A 15914-nucleotide genomic window follows, 5' to 3' on the forward strand; every position below is an offset into this window, starting at 1 on the left:
GCGGACCTCCTGGAGGTCCGCCTCACGCAGCCCGGGGCCGCCTCGGGGCCCGCCTAGACTTGTCGGATGCCCGAGACCCTCGACGAAGCCCGCGAGCAGGGCTTCCGTACCGACATCGTGTCCTTCGTCCGTCGTAGCGGTCGCCTCAACCCCCGCCAGCAGCGCGCGTGGGACGAGCACGCGGCGCGGCTCGTCGTCGACGTCCCGCGCGCCGAGGCCCGCACCTCGGTGGACCCGGCCTACGTGCTCGACGTCGCCGCGACGTTCGGTCGCCAGGCTCCGCTCGTGGTCGAGGTCGGGTCAGGCCTGGGCGAGGCCGTTGTCCACGCGGCCGAGACGGCCCCGGAGCGCGACTTCCTGGCCGTCGAGGTCTACACGCCCGGGCTCGCGCAGACCGTGCTGCGCGCGACGCAGCGCGGGCTGACGAACGTGCGCCTGCTGCAGGCCAACGCCGCCGAGGTCCTCACGACGACGCTCCCCGAGGGGTCCGTCGACGAGCTGTGGGTCTTCTTCCCCGACCCGTGGCACAAGGCCCGCCACCACAAGCGTCGCCTCGTCACGCCCTCGCTCGCCGAGCTCGCGGCGCGCGCGATCCGCCCCGGCGGCACGTGGCGGCTCGCGACCGACTGGGCCGAGTACGCCGACCAGATGCTCGAGGTCATCGGAGCGAACCCGTCGTTCGTCAACGTCCACGGGGTCGGGGCGGTCGCGCCGCGCTTCGAGGGGCGCGTGCGCACGAGCTTCGAGGGCAAGGGCCACGCCGCGGGCCGGTCCATCACGGACCTGGAGTTCCGCCGGGTCTGAGGCCCCGGGCTTCGGTCCCGCAGGGCCGGCTCTCGCCGAGAGGTGCGGATCAGCGGCGGTAATTCGCTTCGCGGCGAGGGCCGTGCGACCTAGGCTCCGGACATGTCCTCGACCTCCCCGCCCGACGGCGCCGCTCACCCCGGTCCGTCGGCTCCCGTCCTGGTCGTCACGGGGGCCATGGCCTCCGGGAAGTCGACCGTCGCCGAGGCCCTGGCTCGCACCTTCCCGCTCGCGGCGCACGTGCGCGGCGACATGTTCCGGCGGTTCGTCGTGAGCGGCCAGGCCTCGATGGACCCGCCGCTCTCACCCGCTGCGCGGGCTCAGCTCGACCTGCGGCAGTCCCTCGCGGCCCACGCCGCGGACACGTACGCGGCGGCGGGCATCACCGCAGTGGTCCAGGACATCCTGCTGGGGCCGGACCTGGCCCGCTTCACGGCGAGCCTGCGCACCCGCCCGCGCTACGCCGTCGTGCTGACGCCCGACGCCGCGACCCTCGCGGCGCGCGACGCCGCCCGGCACAAGCAGGCCTACGGCGCCTGGACCCCCGAGGAGTTCGCCGAGGCCGCTCGCGAGACCCCCGGCGGGCTGGTTCTCGACACGACGGGGTGGACCGTCGCCGAGACGGTCGCGCAGATCCTCGACCGTCTCGACGAGGCGCGCGTCGCCTGAGCCGCGGCCGGCGGCCGAGCGGGCCACCCCGTCGCTCGGCGAGCCGACCGCCCGGCGCGCAGCCCCGCGTCCTCCGGGCCACGATGGGAGGCATGAGCAGCAGCGACCCCCGGACCCAGGCCACCCCCGACGAGACCTTCGACGTGATCGTGATCGGCGGTGGACCGGTCGGCGAGAACGCGGCCGACCGCGCGAGCCGCACAGGCCTGAGCGTGGCCGTGGTCGAGGCCGAGCTCGTCGGCGGCGAGTGCTCCTACTGGGCGTGCATGCCGTCCAAGGCGCTGCTGCGCCCCGGGGCGGCGCTCGCGGCCGCTCGCGCGGTCCCGGGGGTCGAGGCGAGCCCGACGCTCGACCCGGCCCCGATCCTGGCGCGCCGCGACGAGATGGTCTCGCACTGGGACGACTCGGGCCAGGTCCAGTGGCTCGACGGCGTCGGGATCTCGCTCGTGCGTGGTCTCGGACGTCTGGTCGGGCCGAGGCTCGTCGAGGTCAGCCCCGAGGACCCCGACGCCGACGTCGACGACCTCCCCGCGACCCGCCTGATCGCGGCGCGGCACGCCGTGATCGTCGCGACGGGCAGCGTGCCCGTGCTGCCCGACACGCCCGGCCTCGCCGAGACCGACCCGTGGAGCAGCCGCGAGGCGACGAGCGTGCAGGACGTCCCGGCGTCGCTGGTGGTCGTCGGCGGGGGAGTGGTGGGGGTCGAGATGGCCACGGCCTTCACCGACCTCGGGTCGAAGGCCACGCTGCTCTCGCGCGGTCGCCTGCTCGGGCGCTCCGAGCCGTTCGCGAGCGAGGCCGTCGCGACGGGCCTGCGGTCGATCGGGGTGGACGTCCGGCTGGGGGTGAGCGTCACGGGGGCGACCTCCCTGCCCGACGGCGGAGCGCGCCTCGCGTACGACGGCCCGCAGGGCAAGGGGTGGGTCGCCGGCGCACAGGTGCTCGTCGCGACCGGTCGGGTGCCGCGCACGGGGGACCTGGGGGTCGAGGTGGTCGGGCTCGAGCCCGGGAAGGCGCTCGCGGTCGACGACCAGCTCGAGGTCCAGGGGGTCGAGGGCGGGTGGCTGTTCGCGTGCGGTGACGTGACGGGACGGGTCGCGACCACGCACCAGGGCAAGTACGAGGGCAGGGTCGTCGGCGACGTGGTCGCGGCACGGTTCGGGAAGGTCCGACCCGAGGAGGCGCGGGCCGCCGGGGCGGGCGGGGCGGCGCGCGAGGTCCCCGAACCCTGGAGCCGCTACGCCGCGACCGCGGACCACGGGGCCAGGACCCAGGTCGTGTTCACGCGTCCTGAGGTCGCGTCGGTGGGGTCGACCGAGGCCGAGGCGAAGAAGGCGGGCCTGCCGGTCCGTGCGGTGTCGTACAAGCTCGGGTCCGTGTCCGGGGCCGTGCTCGTGGCCGAGGGCTACGAGGGGACCGCGCAGATCGTGGTCGACACCGAGCGCCAGGTGATCGTGGGCGCGACGTTCGTGGGCCCGGACGCGGCGGAGATGCTGCACGCCGCGACCATCGCGATCGTCGGGCAGGTGCCGCTTGCACGCTTGTGGCACGCTGTGCCCGCCTACCCGACGATCAGCGAGGTCTGGCTACGGCTGCTCGAGACCTACGGCTTGTGACCGTCTGCCCCGAGCGGCCGCCTACTCGTCAGCCGAGCTGGCCGTCCGAGGAGAACACGAGGCCGAGCACGATCTCGCCCTGCAGGAGGGCGGCCTTGGTCAGCGGGCCGCCCACGTCCAGGTTCACGAAGTTGGTGATGTTCAGGCCGTACTTCTCCTCGAGCCCGGGTTCGCAGAACGCGCGCTCGGGGCACTCGGGACCGGCGCCCAGCGTGATGCCGCCCGGGCAGGCCTCGGCGAGCTCGGAGAGGGTCGAGACGTCGTGCTCCTCGGCGAAGGCCGTGGTGACCGCGAACGCGTTCTGGTCCTGGGCCGACGACGGCTCGCCGAACGTCAGGCCCTTCTCGGCACCGAGCTCGCGCAGCGCCGCGACCGTGGTGTCCAGGTCTCCGCTCGCGAGGGGCTCCGCGTCGGGGCCGTTGATCTCCTTGTTGAGGAACTCGGTGAGCGTGCCCACGTACTCGGGGAAGACGCTGAGCTGGCCCGACTCGAGCGCGGGCAGGTACGTCTCGCGCGCGTCGACGGTCTGCACGGTGACGTCGTACCCGCCCGAGCGCAGCACGGCCGCGTAGATCTCCGCGAGCGTCGTGCTCTCCGAGAAGTTCGCCGCACCCACGACCAGCGACGTGCCCGTCCCCGGGGTGTCCTGGGCTGCGAGGCCCTCGTCCTCGACGAACTTCTGGGCCACCTGTGAGGAGGTCTGCCGCTCGACGTCGACGGCCTTGTTGAGCGCGATGAGCTTGTCGGTCGTCAGCGCCGCGGACACGGTGTCGAGGAGCTCGAGGACCGCGGGCTGGTTCGCCACCGCGGCGGCGTTGGCCGCGGGGATGATGTTGTCGACCGTCTGGAGGTGCTTGTCGTCCTCGAGGACGACGAGCGCGTCACCGGCGACCGGTTCGCACGCGGCGCCGCTCGCTGTGGACGTCGAACCGCCGGAGGTGTTCCCTCCGGTACCGGAGGAGCCGGCCTCGCCGCACGCCGCGAGGGCCAGGACGAGGAGGGCGGAAGCGGACAGGGTGCGAAGGGTGGTGGATCGCCGTGACATGTGTGTCGGGGCCTCTCGATCGTCGGCTCGCACGGACAACCCATTCCACCCCCGGGGCCGCAGACCGGCAACCCGAGCGACACCTCAGCGCAAGGTCCCGGCCCGGACTCGCAGCGGTGCGGGGGTCACGGCTCGCTGGACCAGGGCGAGGACCGCGTCCACGACCAGGCACAGGACCGCGATCACGACGCCCACGGCGAGCACCTGCCCGTACCGCTGGTTGGAGAAGCCGACCCGCAGCGGGACCCCGAGCCCCCCGCCCCCCACGAACGCCGCGAGGGTCAGCACCGCGATGACCTGCACGATCGCGGTGCGCAGACCCGCCGCGACCAACGGCACGGCGAGCGGCACCTCGACGAGCCACAACGAGCGCTGCGACGACATGCCCATGCCGCGCGCGGCGTCCTTGACGTCGGGGTCGACCTCGGCGACGCCCGTGTAGGCGTTCGCGAGGATCAGCGGGATCGCGAAGATCACGGCCGAGATGACCGCCGCACGGTTCCCGAAGAGCCCGCCCGCGGCGAGGATGAGCAGGATCCCGAACGTCGGCAGCGCGCGCGAGGTGTTGACGACCACGATGGTCGGCCCGGCCCCGCGCCCGGAGTGCCCGAGCCAGATGCCGACGGGCAGCGCGACGAGCGCCGCGAGAAGGACCGCGACGGCCGTCATCTCGAGGTGCTCGCCCGTGCGGACCAGGAGCCCGTCCGGTCCGGTCCAGTTGAGCGGGTCGTTGAGCCACGTCAGGGCCTGCTCGACGACGTTCATGCGTCCCGCACCGCCGTCCGGTCCTGCGGCTCCTGCGGCTCGGGCGCTGTGGCCGCGCCGGTGGCGACGGCCGCAGCCCGGGCCCCCGTCCTCGACGAGGCGCCGCGCGTGCGTGACCAGGGTGTCAGCGCCCGCCCCAGGAGCAGCAGCAGGAGGTCGAGCACGACCGCCAGGAGCAGGCACAGGAGCGTCGCGGTCATGATCTGCGCGTTGTAGCTCGAGCGGAAGCCACGGAACATGAGCGTGCCCAGCCCGCCGTAGCCTGCGACGAACCCCACGGTTACGAGGGCGACGGTCGAGACCGTCGCGAGGCGCACGCCCGTCATGATGCTCGGGAGCGCGTTGGGCATCTCGACCGACGCCAGGAGCCGGGTCGAGCCGTAGCCCAGGCCCCGGGCGGCGTCGCGGACGTCCGGGTCCACGCCCTGGAGACCGACGAGGATGTTGCGGACCAGGATCAGCAGGGCGTACATGACCAGACCGATGAGCACGGGTGTCCGCCCGATCCCCGTGAACGGGACGAGGATCGAGAACAGTGCGAGCGACGGGATGGTGTACATGACGCCCGTCATGCCGAGCACGGGCACGGCCAGCCAGCGCACACGGTGCGCGAGGGCCGCGAGGGGCAGGGCGATCACGAGCGCGATGAGCACGGCCTCGAGGGTGATCGTCGTGTGCTCGACGAGCGCCTGGGAGATCTCTCCCCAGTTGTTCTGGACGTAGCTCCACGAGAACCACGGGTTGGGTGGCATGCCGTCGAACCTATCCCGAGCCGCCCACCGCTCGCGCGACGACGTGCGGCGCCCGGTAGCGTCGGGGCATGGCGAGCTCCACGACAGGCACCAGCGAGGCGACCGCAGCGTTCCCGAGCATCACCGACGAGTCGGCCATCGTGTTCGACGGCGTCCGCAAGGAGTACCCCAACGGCACGGTCGCGGTGGGCGACCTCTCGTTGAGCGTCCGCGAGCACGAGATGCTCGCGCTCGTCGGGCCGTCGGGCTGCGGGAAGTCCACGACGCTGCGCATGACGAACCGGCTCGTCGAACCCTCGGCCGGGCGCATCCTGCTGCGCGGCGAGGACATCACGCAGGGCGACCCCGTGGCGCTGCGCCGCAGGATCGGCTACGTCATCCAGAACGTGGGCCTGTTCCCGCACCGGACCGTGGCCCAGAACGTCGCGACCGTGCCCGGGCTGCTCGGGTGGGACAGGGCACGCACCAGGGCGCGGGTCGGTGAGCTGCTCGAGCTCGTCGGGCTGGCCCCCGGCACCTACGCCGAGCGCTACCCGCACGAGCTGTCCGGGGGCGAGCGACAGCGGGTGGGAGTGGCCAGGGCGCTCGCGACCGACCCGCCCGTCCTGCTCATGGACGAGCCGTTCGGCGCGGTCGACCCTGCCGGACGCCGCCGGCTCCAGACCGAGTTCCGGCGCATCCAGCGCGAGCTCGGGACCACGGTCCTGTTCGTGACCCACGACATCGACGAGGCGGTCCGCCTCGCCGACCGGATCGCGGTCTTCAGCTTCGGCGGGCACCTCGAACAGCTCGCCGAGCCGCTGACCGTCCTGGCGCACCCCGCGAGCGACGCGGTCCGCGAGTTCATCGGTGAGGGAGCGCCGGTCCGGATGCTCGGCCTGGCCACGGTGCAGCGGGGAGACCTCGACGGGGCCGAGCTGATCTCCGCCCCGGCCCCCGAGCCCATCCGGCTCGGCGCGCCGCTGACCGAGGCGTTCGAGGCGATCGCGGCCCTGCCCGGGTCCGCCATGGGCAGGGTGCCCGTCGCGGACGAGGTGGGCGACGTCGTCGGCTCCTTCACCGCGGACGGCATCCTCGCCGCCCTGCGCCGCACGGCCGACGCCGCTGCGGTCTAGCGGCGCGACGGAGATCTCACCCGATCCCACGTGTTCAGCGCGCCCAGGGCGTCTAGGCTCTTGTGCGTGACCACCACCTCGCGCATCGCCGTCGCCACCTGCTCCGTCCTGCCGCACCTCGACCCCGACGACGCACCGCTCGTCGGGGCCCTCGCCGCGCGGGGGATCGAGGCAGTGCCCTCGGTGTGGGACGACGAGACGGTCGACTGGACCTCGTTCGACGCGGTCGTCGTGCGCTCCGCCTGGGACTACGCGCCGCGCCGCGACGAGTTCGTCGAGTGGGCCGAGCGCGCCGGGCGGGTGCTGAACCCCGCAGCGGTCATCAGCTGGAACACCGACAAGCGCTACCTGCGCGAGCTCGAGGAGCAGGGCGTCCCGGTCATCCCGACGCTCTGGCTCGACCCGAGCCAGAACCTGTCGTCGCGCGCCATCCACACGCGCCTGCCCGCGCAGGGCGACTTCGTCATCAAGCCCGTCGTGAGCGCTGGGGCCAAGGACACCGGGCGCTACCAGTCGGGCGAGGCCCACTCGCGCGGCCTCGCCATCCAGCACGCCAAGAACCTGCTCGTCTCGGGCCGCCAGGTCATGGTGCAGCCCTACGTCCGCAGCGTCGATACGGCCGGCGAGACCGGCCTGGTCTTCATCGACGGCGAGTTCTCGCACGCGGTGCGCAAGAACGCGCTCCTCACCGGGCCGCACCGTCCCACCCAGGGGCTGTACAAGCAGGAGGAGATGAGCCGCTTCGAGGCCAGCCCCGAGCAGCTCGCGGTCGCGCAGCAGGCGCTCGAGGTCGCAGCGAAGGCCGTCCCGGGGCAGGAACCGAACCTCTACGCGCGCGTCGACCTGGTGGGCGGGGACGACGGCGCGCCCATGGTCATCGAGGTCGAGCTCACCGAGCCCTCGCTCTTCTTCTCGCTCGGCAAGGGGTCGCTCGACCGGTTCGCCGACGCGGTGGCGCAGCGCCTGGTCGCGGCGCCCACGGCCTGACGCTCTCCGTCCCCGACGGTCTGTGTCCTGCTCGGCGGGCACACGGGCTGCCGGCCGGGCCCGGACGTGATGAAGGGCCGACGAGCTGGTGCTCGTCGGCCCTTCACCATGCCGGGAGAATCTGCCGGGTGATCTGCCGTGCGGGTCGTGCGGGTCGTGCGGTGGAGCCGGTCCGAGATCAGACCTTGGCGACCTCAGGCGTGGGCGTCGAGGGACCGGCGACCAGGGCGGGAGCTGCTCCGATGCGGCGCAGTGCGTAGCCGAGGAGGCCGAACAGGACACCGAGGCCCATGACCAGTGCGCTGACGCCGTAGGAGACGACCGAGGTGAAGAGCGAGGCGCGGAGGAACGAGCCGTTCATGACGGTCGCACGGGCCGGGTCCTCCTTGTCGAGCTCGGCGTAGGTCTTGCCCTCCGAGGCGGCGAGCGCGTGCTTGTTGATGACCTCTGCCTGCGCGTAGGCGGTGAACGGGCCGCGGACCTGCGAGCCACCGAACATCGAGGCGTCCTCCGAGACGGTGATCTTCTCGGCGGCGAGCTGCGAGGAGATGGTGGCCCAGGTGGCTGCGCCGGCGAGCAGCAGCACGAGGCCTGCGATCATCGTGACGAGGCCGATGAGACGGACGGAGCGGGCGGGACCAGCGGTGCTGGTGCTCATGGTGTGACTCCCAGAGGAAGAGGTCGGACGACCTGCGGTGAAAGAACGGAAAGGGCCGATCTTCGTTGCGAACCCGGGGCTGGGAGCGCTTCGATGTGTCGACCCTAACCTGCTTGTGAATGCCTTCACAAGCGTGAGAATGTGGCCTCTGTCACGCGGAGATGACAGATTGTCAACGGTGGGAGGCGTGATCCGACAGGCCTCGCCGGGGCGTAGTGCCGAAGGGTTCGGAGGGGCGGGACCAAGGTCCTGACGACCCTCTCCGCGGGCCTTCCCAGGCCCCACCGGGAACCGACGGGAGATCGACGGATGACCGACGAGGAGCACGACCTGACGAGTGAGCTCGAGGCGGTCGAGGCCGCCTGGGGAAGGGCGATCGTCGACAACGACGCCGATGCGATCGGCCGCTTCACGACCGACGACTGGCAGATCGTCGGCGAGGACGGCATCACGTCCCGCGAGACCTTCCTGGACCTCGTCCGCTCGGGGGAGCTCACGCACGAGACGATGAGCAAGATCACGGGCAGCGTGCGCGACCTGGGGGACGTCGCCGTCTTCACCGGGCGCGGTGCCAACAGCGGGCACTACCGGGGGCAGGCGTTCGCCTCCGACGAGTGGATCACCGACGTGTTCGTCCGAGGAGCCGACGGCTGGCGGTGCGCGCACACCCACCTCACGACCGCGCGCGACGAGCCCTGACTCCTCGGACGCCGCACGCGACCGCCCGGCGAGCGCCGCCGTCGGGCCTACGGGGTCCAGTCCGGGCGCAGCGGGAAGTCCGCCGCCCCGCCCGGCTCCGGACGCACCGCGAGGACCTGGTGCAGCTGGATCTCGTTGCGCTCGAACGCGAGCCGCGACCCCGCCATGTACACGCCCCACACGCGGGCCGTGCCGATCCCGACGTCGGCCACGCACTCGTCCCAGTGCCGAGTGAGGTTCGCACCCCACTCGCGCAGCGTCATCGCGTAGTGCTCGCGCAGGTTCTCCGCGTGACGCACCTCGAGGCCCACGTCCTGCATGGTCGAGATGATCCGGCCCGACCCCGTGAGCTCCCCGTCCGGGAAGACGTACCGGTCGATGAAGCCGCCCGCACGGGGGCGGGCGGTGTTGGTCGGGCGCGTGATCGAGTGGTTGAGCAGGCGCCCGCCGTCCCGCAGCCGCCCCTGGAGGAACGTGAAGTACGCGCGGTAGTTGGCGACCCCGATGTGCTCGGTGAGCCCGATCGAGCTCACGGCGTCGAACCCGCCCTCCGTGACGTCCCGGTAGTCCGCGTACCGGACCTCGGCGAGGTCGGCGAGGCCCTCGCGCTCGATCCGGTCCTGCGCCCACTCGGCCTGCTGGCGCGACAGCGTGACCCCGAGCGCGCGGATGCCCGAGCGGGCCGCGTGCCGGACCATGCCTCCCCATCCGCAGCCCACGTCGAGCAGGCGCATGCCGGGGTGCAGGCCGAGCTTGCCCGCGACGAGCGCGTACTTGTGCTCCTGCGCCTCCTCGAGCGTCGACTGCGGGGTCGGGAAGCACGCGCACGTGTACGTCATGGACGGGCCCAGGACGTGGCGGTAGAACGCGTTCGAGACGTCGTAGTGGTGGCTGATGGCCTCGGCGTCGCGCCGGCGCGAGTGCCGCAGCCCCTCGGTGAGCCGGCGCAGCCTCGACAGGTGCTCCTCGGGCGGAGGCTCGGGCGGGCGCAGCAAGCCCAGCCCCAGGCCCCGGGCGATCCGCGCGGCCTCCGCTGCGCTCGGCCGGCGCAGCCGCAACCCGTCCGCGGCGGCCTTGAGCAGGGGGTACGGGTCCCCTCCGGGGACCCCGTCGACCTGGAGGTCGCCCGCGACGTACGCGCGTCCCAGTCCCAGCCCGCCCGGGGCCGTCGCGACGTAGCGCAGGCCGCGCTCGTTCGCGAGGTGGACGTGGAACGCGGCATCGGCGGGCCCCGCGCTCGACCCGTCGTACGCGGTGAACCCGAACGGGAGCGGGCCGTCGGCCAGCTGGTCGAGGACGTCGGCCACTGCGATCTGCGTCATGCTCCCTGTACCGCCTTCTCGTAGAGCGTGGGCGTGCGCCCCGCGGGGTCGTAGCGGTCCTTGACCGCCGCGTAGTCGAGGCCGCCGTAGAGGGTGTCGAACGTCTCGCGGCCGTACGTCGAGGTCGAGTAGAGCGACTTGTGGCCGTGGCGGACGGCGACGGCCATCTCGATCTGGCGGTTCACGTCGCCGTCGTGCGCGCCCTCGGCGATCGGCACGCCGCCCCAGAACCCCACGTTGACGTACACCCGGTGAGGTTCGAGGGGGTACAGCGGCCAGGGCTCGGGCGACGCGAGGCGCAGCGGGCACAGCCACACCGGCGTCATGGGCACGTGGCTCGTGAACCACGCCATGAAGCTCTCGACCTGGTCGAGCGGGACCTCGACGTCCTGGACCACCCGCTCGTTGCGGGGCCGACGGCGGAGGTCGGCGAGCCGACCCGTGAGGTCCAGGCGCTCGTCGAGACCCACGATCCGGCGATAGACGTCGGAACGTCGCCACCGCCGCGGCCACAGCCTGCGCACGAGCGGGTTCTGGACCCCGAACGCGCGCGAGCACCAGAACCAGTCGGTGTCCCAGCGCCACAGGTAGTCCTGCGTGCGCAGGACGTCGAGCGACTTCTCGCGCAGCGACAGGTAGTAGATCTCCTGGCCCGTGTAGTCGCTCGGTGCAGGCGCGAGCGCCCGTGCCTCGTCGCGCGACGCGAACCGGCCCAGGCACAGGTACAGCTCGCCCGGGTCGAACAGCACGCCGTCGCAGAAGTCGACCTGCTCGCCGTCCCACGACCCGTCCGCCGCGATCTTGCCGATCGCGGCCGCGACCTCGGCGACCGAGTGGAGGCGCACGTTGCGGACCGCGACGAACGGCTCGGTCCGGTCCAGGCGGAGCCGCACCCGTGTCGCATATCCGAGCGTGCCGTAGGAGTTGGGGAACGCGCGGAAGAGGTCGGCATGCGCGCCCGTGGGCGCCGCCGTGACGACCTCGCCCGCGGGTGTCAGGACGTCGAGCTCGAGGACCGCCTCGTGGGGCAGGCCGTTGCGCAGCGAGCTCGACTCGATGCCCAGGCCCGCCAGCGCGCCACCGACCGTGATCGTGCGCAGCTGAGGGACGACCGTCGGCACGAGGCCGTGCGGGAGCGTGGCCGCGACCAGGTCCTCGTAGGTGCACATGCCCTGGACGTCCGCGGTGCCGGCCGCGGGGTCGATCGAGACGACACCCGTCAGTCCCGACGCGTCCAGGCCCGGCCCGTCCGACGGGCGTCTGGGACGGAAGAGGTTGGTGGTCCGCTTGGCCAGGCGCAACGGGTGGCCGGACTCGACGGCGGCGGCGGAGCGGACCAGCGTGGCCACGGCTTCGGCGTGCTGGTGCTCACCACGGACGGCAACGCTCGCGGGGGCTGACACCTCACCCACTGTAGGTCGGGCTGGCGCGGTCGCCACCGGTGAGCGGAATCACACCCTGGGTACCGCGGTCCGAGGGGCTGACCGGAACGAGAAGAGGCCCCTCGCGCGAACGCGAGGGGCCTCTCTCCGTGGGGTGAGTAACGGGACTTGAACCCGCGACCCCCTGGACCACAACCAGGTGCTCTACCAGCTGAGCTATACCCACCACGGCCTGCACGAGCTCCGAAGAACTCTTTAGCAGCCGTCGAAAAGTGTACCTGGTTTCTGAGGGGTCTCAGGACAGGGGTGCGGCGTCGGTCTCGGTCCCGGTCTCGGCGTCCGTCCCCGGCGTCCCGATCGACAAGGCGACCGAGGTCTCCTTGATGCGCTCGGCGATCGCCTTCGCGGTCCTGGAGTCGGTGCCGGGCTGCGGCACGAACAGTGCCTCGCGGTAGTAGCGCAGCTCGTCGATGCTGTCGAGGATGTCGCCCAGCGCACGGTGGCCGCCCGTCTTGGCGGGGGACGCGAAGTACACGCGCGGGTACCAGCGGCGCGCGAGCTCCTTGATCGAGGAGACGTCGACGATCCGGTAGTGCAGGTGGCCGACCAGCTCCGGCATGTCGCGCTCGAGGAACGTCTTGTCGGTCCCGACCGAGTTCCCCGCGAGCGGGGCCTTGCCCGGCTCGGGGACCCAGGTGCGGATGTACTCGAGCACGCGGGCCTGCGCGTCGGCCATGGTCGTGCCGCCCGGCAGCTCCTCGAGGAGCCCGGACGTGGTGTGCATCTCGCGGACGAAGTCGCCCATCTGCTCGAGCGCCTCGGCGGGCGGGGCGATGAGGACGTCGACCCCGTCGCCCAGGACGTTCAGCTCGGAGTCGGTGACGACGGCGGCGACCTCGATGAGCGCGTCGGCGCCCAGATCGAGACCGGTCATCTCGCAGTCGATCCACACGATGCGGTCATTGGTGTTCACAGGGCTCACGCCCACAGCCTAGGCCGTGGGTCGGGGCGGGCACGCCCGCGGCGCTCCGGGCGCGCTTCCTGGAGGCCTCGTGGCGGGGCCGGCAGCACGAAGGCCCTGACTCCTGTGACGAGGAGATCAGGGCCTTCGGTGGTGGGTGCCCGGTCGGCGGGAGATCGCCGAGCGGCCGGGCGCCGTCATGCGGTACGACGCGGCAGGCGGGCCTGCCGGGTGCGCGCCGGGATGCGGGTCGTCGTCCGTCGCAGGCTGCTGCGGCGCAGCGTCTGCTCCTGGAGCTGTTCGCGCCGACCGAGGTCGGCGACGTCGTGCATGAGCTGGGGATGCATGGTGGTTCGTCTTTCGTGACGTCGGATTCGTGGACCTGGCCGGGTCCTCCACCGCCCGGTACTGACCGGACGGACGCCACCGCGGTGATAGGTGCAACACAACCACCTCCTCGCCGGGCGGTGCACGCCTTTTTCTCCTTAGGCTCTCGGGATGGGAGCAGACGGTGGGCCGAGTGACGCACGGGGCGACGTGAGCGCGGGGGAGGGGACGTCGTCGGGCACGGTGGGCGTGTGGCGCGCGCGGCTCGTCGCCGCGCTGCCCGGCCTGGTCCTGGTCATGATCGGCGTGCTGGGTTTCCTGGTCGTCTACGACTCCGTGCGCGAGCGCGACGACCTCTGGTTCACCGACGACGCCGTGCTGGCGTGGATGGTCGCGCACCGGACCGCCGCCGCGACGGCGGTCCTGACGGTCGTCACGAACCTGTTCGGCCCCGTGGTCCTGCCGATCCTGGTCGGGGTGGGGTGCCTGTGGTGGGGGCTCGCGACCCGGCGCTGGTGGGAACCGGGCCTGCTGGCCGGGGCCATGATCACGTCGACGATCGTCTCGACGCTGCTCAAGGCGCTCGTGGCCAGGCCGCGGCCCGACGACGCCGCCATGGTCGTCCCGGGCGTCGAGCGCAGCTTCTCGTTCCCGTCGGGGCACACGATCGGTGCCGCGACGCTCGTGCTGGTCGGCGGCTACCTGGTGTGGCGGCAGTGGCAGGAGGGACGGCAGCGCAGGCTCGTGCTCGTGGCCTGGGTCGTCGTGAGCGTGGTGGTGATCGCGGTCGTCGGGGGCAGCCGCCTGTACCTCGGCTACCACTTCGTGACCGACGTGCTCGCGGGGGCGAGCCTCGCGGTCGCGGTCCTCGGGGGCGTGGTGGTGATCGACAGGCTGCACGACCTGCCGCGACGACAGGGCTGAACCGGGGCGTCGAGCGGAAGGGTGCCAGGGGATACATATGTGCGCATATGTTTGTGCTACCGTCGTCCACGGATGCACTCCCCGCGGGCGACGAAGCCCGTAGGACACACTCACAACGATGTAGGTGAAGCACATGAGTCGAGGAACTGTCCTCGTCATCGGTGGCGGGATCGGTGGCCTGTCCACCGCGATCGCGCTCCGTCAGGTCGGGTACACCGTCGAGGTGGTCGAACGCTCGCCCGACCTCCACTCCTCGGTCTACGGGGTCGGCATCATCCAGCCCATCAACGCGCTGCGCGCACTCGACGCGATCGGCTGCGCCGACGCCTGCATGTCGGTCGGGTACCCGGCGACGGCCTGGGGTGCGATGTACGACGTCGGCGGGAGCTTCGTCCGGGACATGCCCGGTGCGCGCATCCCCGGATCGGACCTGCCGCCCCTCAACGGGCTGACCCGGCCGGCGCTCCACGCGATTCTCACGGCCCGCGCGAACGAGGTCGGCGCGGTCATCCGTTACTCGACCGAGTTCGCCGACCTCGGTGCCGACGACGCGGGGGTCGACGTGTCCTTCGCCGACGGTTCGTCCGGTCGGTACGACGTCGTCGTCGGGGCGGACGGCGTCCGCTCGGCGGTGCGTCGCCACGTGCTCGCCGAGGAGCTCCAGCCCGTCTACATCGGTCAGTCGGCCTTCCGGATCAACATCCCGCGCGAGCCGGAGATCGACCGGATCATCCTGCAGGAGGGGCCCGAGGGCATGGCGGGCTTCGTCCCGATCGGCCCCGACCTCGCCTACCTGTTCTACAACGCGCAGATGGACCGCCCCGGGCGGATGAGCGACGAGGAGACTCTCGAGCTTCTCCGCGAGCACCTCGCGCCCTTCGGCGGGCTCACGGGTCGCGTGCGCGACACGTACCTCGACGGTTCGAGCCAGGTCGTGCTGCGCCCCGAGGAGGCCTTGATCTCGCCCGCGCCGTGGCACGCGGGCCGGGTCGTGCTCATCGGCGACGCCGTGCACGCGATCACTCCGCACCTCGGTCAGGGCGCTGCCCAGGCCATCGAGGACGGCGTGGTGCTCGCCGAGGTCATGGCGTCGCACGAGGACCTCGAGTCGGCCTTCGTCGCGTACACCGAGCGTCGCTACGAACGCTGCAAGCTCATCGTCGAGACCTCCCTGGCGATCGGCGAGTGGGAGATGGGCAGGCTGTCGGAGTTCGACAACGTCACGGCCACGAACCACGTGCTCGCGACCATGGCTCTGCCGCTCTGAGAGTGCTCGCGCGTCCCGTGCCGTCCCGTCCGGTGCCGGACCGCTGGTCCGGCACGGGACGCGCGACGCCGGTTGCTAGCATGTCGCGACGCGGCGCCCGTCGAGGGGGCCCGAGAGCCAGGGAGCAGTGACGTGCCCGACCTTGTCGAAGAGAGCGACGCCTCGGCCGCCACCGACGCCGAGCTCGCCGAGGCGCTCCACGGCCTCGCCTGGACCATCCATCGACGAGCCCCCGAGCGTGCGGGGGTCAACAGGCTGCCGATCACCGAGGCCGGTGTCGTCAAGCAGGTCCTCGAGTCGCCGGGCGCGACCGTCGGCGAGCTGAGCGAGGCGCTCGGGCTGTTGCAGCCCAACACGAGCGCCGCCGTGCGTTCGCTCGTCCAGCGCGGTCTCGTCGTCCGCGAGCCGAGCCCGGACGATCGCCGCGTGGTGCGGATCGTCCCGACGGCGGCGGCCGAGGCCGAGCGCAGCGCGATCCTCGAGGCCTGGGCCGGGTCCCTCGACCGCGCGCTGGCTCGTATGGACGTGGCCGACCGCGCAGCGCTTCGCCGCGCTGCTCCTGCGCTCCGCGCCCTCCAGCGCGCGATCCGCGACGCCTCGCTCTGAGCTGCCGGCGACCGG

General features: G+C 72.4%; 17 protein-coding genes and 1 tRNA gene. 9 read left to right on the forward strand and 9 right to left on the reverse strand.

The genetic code is table 11. The features are described 5' to 3' along the window. Positions 1-66: 66 nt before the first annotated feature. From trmB to ACFWFR_RS01070, 3 genes are all read left to right on the forward strand, one after another. Positions 67-804, forward strand: coding sequence for a tRNA (guanosine(46)-N7)-methyltransferase TrmB (trmB, locus tag ACFWFR_RS01060; RefSeq protein WP_377620626.1), 738 nt, complete (start codon positions 67-69; stop codon positions 802-804). Positions 805-906: 102 nt separating this feature from the next. Beyond that, on the forward strand, positions 907-1473 hold the full coding sequence (locus ACFWFR_RS01065) for an AAA family ATPase (protein ID WP_377620628.1): 567 nt from the start codon (positions 907-909) through the stop codon (positions 1471-1473). Between the two features lie 92 nt (positions 1474-1565). Next, positions 1566-3089 carry a dihydrolipoyl dehydrogenase family protein gene (locus ACFWFR_RS01070; RefSeq protein WP_377620630.1) on the forward strand — a complete coding sequence of 508 codons (1524 nt, stop codon included), beginning with the start codon at positions 1566-1568 and terminating at the stop codon, positions 3087-3089. Positions 3090-3117: 28 nt separating this feature from the next. Here ACFWFR_RS01070 and ACFWFR_RS01075 read toward each other — a convergent pair whose 3' ends face one another. From ACFWFR_RS01075 to ACFWFR_RS01085, 3 genes are all read right to left on the reverse strand, one after another. Beyond that, a complete protein-coding gene (locus tag ACFWFR_RS01075; protein WP_191803085.1) occupies positions 3118-4134 on the reverse strand; it encodes a glycine betaine ABC transporter substrate-binding protein in 1017 nt (338 codons plus the stop codon). An 84-nt stretch (positions 4135-4218) separates the two neighbouring features. Further along, the gene (locus ACFWFR_RS01080) at positions 4219-4899 is read right to left on the reverse strand and encodes an ABC transporter permease (protein WP_191803083.1); all 681 of its coding nucleotides are present in this window, start codon (positions 4897-4899) and stop codon (positions 4219-4221) included. Then, entirely contained in the window at positions 4896-5651 is a 756-nt protein-coding gene (locus ACFWFR_RS01085; RefSeq protein WP_377620632.1) for an ABC transporter permease, read from the reverse strand. Before ACFWFR_RS01085 ends, ACFWFR_RS01080 begins: the two co-directional genes overlap by 4 nt. 68 nt (positions 5652-5719) lie before the next feature. On the opposite strand from ACFWFR_RS01085, the gene ACFWFR_RS01090 reads away from it, so the two are divergent. Both ACFWFR_RS01090 and ACFWFR_RS01095 read left to right on the forward strand, forming a co-directional pair. After that, positions 5720-6766, forward strand: a complete 1047-nt coding sequence (locus ACFWFR_RS01090; protein WP_191803079.1) for an ABC transporter ATP-binding protein — start codon at positions 5720-5722, stop codon at positions 6764-6766. A 66-nt stretch (positions 6767-6832) separates the two neighbouring features. Beyond that, the gene (locus ACFWFR_RS01095; RefSeq protein ID WP_318244483.1) at positions 6833-7753 is read left to right on the forward strand and encodes a hypothetical protein; all 921 of its coding nucleotides are present in this window, start codon (positions 6833-6835) and stop codon (positions 7751-7753) included. 178 nt (positions 7754-7931) lie between these two features. Here the strand turns inward: ACFWFR_RS01095 and ACFWFR_RS01100 are convergent, their stop codons facing one another. Next, the gene (locus tag ACFWFR_RS01100) at positions 7932-8411 is read right to left on the reverse strand and encodes an aromatic ring-opening dioxygenase LigA (RefSeq protein WP_191803075.1); all 480 of its coding nucleotides are present in this window, start codon (positions 8409-8411) and stop codon (positions 7932-7934) included. Positions 8412-8720: 309 nt separating this feature from the next. On the opposite strand from ACFWFR_RS01100, the gene ACFWFR_RS01105 reads away from it, so the two are divergent. Next, positions 8721-9110: a nuclear transport factor 2 family protein gene (locus ACFWFR_RS01105; protein ID WP_377620634.1), complete on the forward strand. Its 390-nt coding sequence runs from the start codon at positions 8721-8723 to the stop codon at positions 9108-9110. A 47-nt stretch (positions 9111-9157) separates the two neighbouring features. Here the strand turns inward: ACFWFR_RS01105 and ACFWFR_RS01110 are convergent, their stop codons facing one another. The 5 genes from ACFWFR_RS01110 to ACFWFR_RS01130 form a co-directional block, all read right to left on the reverse strand. Further along, the gene (locus ACFWFR_RS01110) at positions 9158-10432 is read right to left on the reverse strand and encodes a class I SAM-dependent methyltransferase (RefSeq protein ID WP_377620636.1); all 1275 of its coding nucleotides are present in this window, start codon (positions 10430-10432) and stop codon (positions 9158-9160) included. Beyond that, positions 10429-11835 carry an FAD-binding oxidoreductase gene (locus ACFWFR_RS01115; protein WP_377620637.1) on the reverse strand — a complete coding sequence of 469 codons (1407 nt, stop codon included), beginning with the start codon at positions 11833-11835 and terminating at the stop codon, positions 10429-10431. Before ACFWFR_RS01115 ends, ACFWFR_RS01110 begins: the two co-directional genes overlap by 4 nt. A 129-nt stretch (positions 11836-11964) precedes the next feature. Next, positions 11965-12040 (reverse strand) — tRNA-His (locus ACFWFR_RS01120). Between the two features lie 69 nt (positions 12041-12109). Beyond that, entirely contained in the window at positions 12110-12748 is a 639-nt protein-coding gene (gene orn / locus ACFWFR_RS01125; protein WP_377620675.1) for an oligoribonuclease, read from the reverse strand. Positions 12749-12972: 224 nt separating this feature from the next. Continuing rightward, the gene (locus tag ACFWFR_RS01130; protein ID WP_157257454.1) at positions 12973-13122 is read right to left on the reverse strand and encodes a hypothetical protein; all 150 of its coding nucleotides are present in this window, start codon (positions 13120-13122) and stop codon (positions 12973-12975) included. 151 nt (positions 13123-13273) lie between these two features. Between ACFWFR_RS01130 and ACFWFR_RS01135 the strand changes: the two genes are divergently transcribed. The 3 genes from ACFWFR_RS01135 (at position 13274) to ACFWFR_RS01145 (ending at position 15899) form a co-directional block, all read left to right on the forward strand. Further along, the gene (locus ACFWFR_RS01135; protein WP_377620639.1) at positions 13274-14026 is read left to right on the forward strand and encodes a phosphatase PAP2 family protein; all 753 of its coding nucleotides are present in this window, start codon (positions 13274-13276) and stop codon (positions 14024-14026) included. 133 nt (positions 14027-14159) lie between these two features. After that, positions 14160-15293 (forward strand): FAD-dependent monooxygenase, encoded by a 1134-nt coding sequence (locus ACFWFR_RS01140; RefSeq protein ID WP_377620641.1) that lies wholly within the window; start codon positions 14160-14162, stop codon positions 15291-15293. Positions 15294-15425: 132 nt separating this feature from the next. Beyond that, entirely contained in the window at positions 15426-15899 is a 474-nt protein-coding gene (locus ACFWFR_RS01145) for a MarR family winged helix-turn-helix transcriptional regulator (RefSeq protein ID WP_377620642.1), read from the forward strand. The last annotated feature ends 15 nt before the right edge of the window (positions 15900-15914 follow it).

Origin of the sequence: Oerskovia sp. NPDC060287, assembly GCF_042726775.1 — a bacterium.
Taxonomy (GTDB): domain Bacteria; phylum Actinomycetota; class Actinomycetes; order Actinomycetales; family Cellulomonadaceae; genus Oerskovia; species Oerskovia merdavium.

Excerpts from the sequence above, each read along its gene's own strand:
- trmB (WP_377620626.1), top strand. The coding sequence starts at position 67 with ATGCCCGAGACCCTCGACGAAGCCCGCGAGCAGGGCTTCCGTACCGAC.
- ACFWFR_RS01065 (WP_377620628.1), top strand. The coding sequence starts at position 907 with ATGTCCTCGACCTCCCCGCCCGACGGCGCCGCTCACCCCGGTCCGTCG.
- ACFWFR_RS01070 (WP_377620630.1), top strand. The coding sequence starts at position 1,566 with ATGAGCAGCAGCGACCCCCGGACCCAGGCCACCCCCGACGAGACCTTC.
- ACFWFR_RS01075 (WP_191803085.1), bottom strand. The coding sequence starts at position 4,134 with ATGTCACGGCGATCCACCACCCTTCGCACCCTGTCCGCTTCCGCCCTC.
- ACFWFR_RS01080 (WP_191803083.1), bottom strand. The coding sequence starts at position 4,899 with ATGAACGTCGTCGAGCAGGCCCTGACGTGGCTCAACGACCCGCTCAAC.
- ACFWFR_RS01085 (WP_377620632.1), bottom strand. The coding sequence starts at position 5,651 with ATGCCACCCAACCCGTGGTTCTCGTGGAGCTACGTCCAGAACAACTGG.
- ACFWFR_RS01090 (WP_191803079.1), top strand. The coding sequence starts at position 5,720 with ATGGCGAGCTCCACGACAGGCACCAGCGAGGCGACCGCAGCGTTCCCG.
- ACFWFR_RS01100 (WP_191803075.1), bottom strand. The coding sequence starts at position 8,411 with ATGAGCACCAGCACCGCTGGTCCCGCCCGCTCCGTCCGTCTCATCGGC.
- ACFWFR_RS01105 (WP_377620634.1), top strand. The coding sequence starts at position 8,721 with ATGACCGACGAGGAGCACGACCTGACGAGTGAGCTCGAGGCGGTCGAG.
- ACFWFR_RS01110 (WP_377620636.1), bottom strand. The coding sequence starts at position 10,432 with ATGACGCAGATCGCAGTGGCCGACGTCCTCGACCAGCTGGCCGACGGC.
- orn (WP_377620675.1), bottom strand. The coding sequence starts at position 12,748 with ATGACCGGTCTCGATCTGGGCGCCGACGCGCTCATCGAGGTCGCCGCC.
- ACFWFR_RS01130 (WP_157257454.1), bottom strand. The coding sequence starts at position 13,122 with ATGCATCCCCAGCTCATGCACGACGTCGCCGACCTCGGTCGGCGCGAA.
- ACFWFR_RS01135 (WP_377620639.1), top strand. The coding sequence starts at position 13,274 with ATGGGAGCAGACGGTGGGCCGAGTGACGCACGGGGCGACGTGAGCGCG.
- ACFWFR_RS01140 (WP_377620641.1), top strand. The coding sequence starts at position 14,160 with ATGAGTCGAGGAACTGTCCTCGTCATCGGTGGCGGGATCGGTGGCCTG.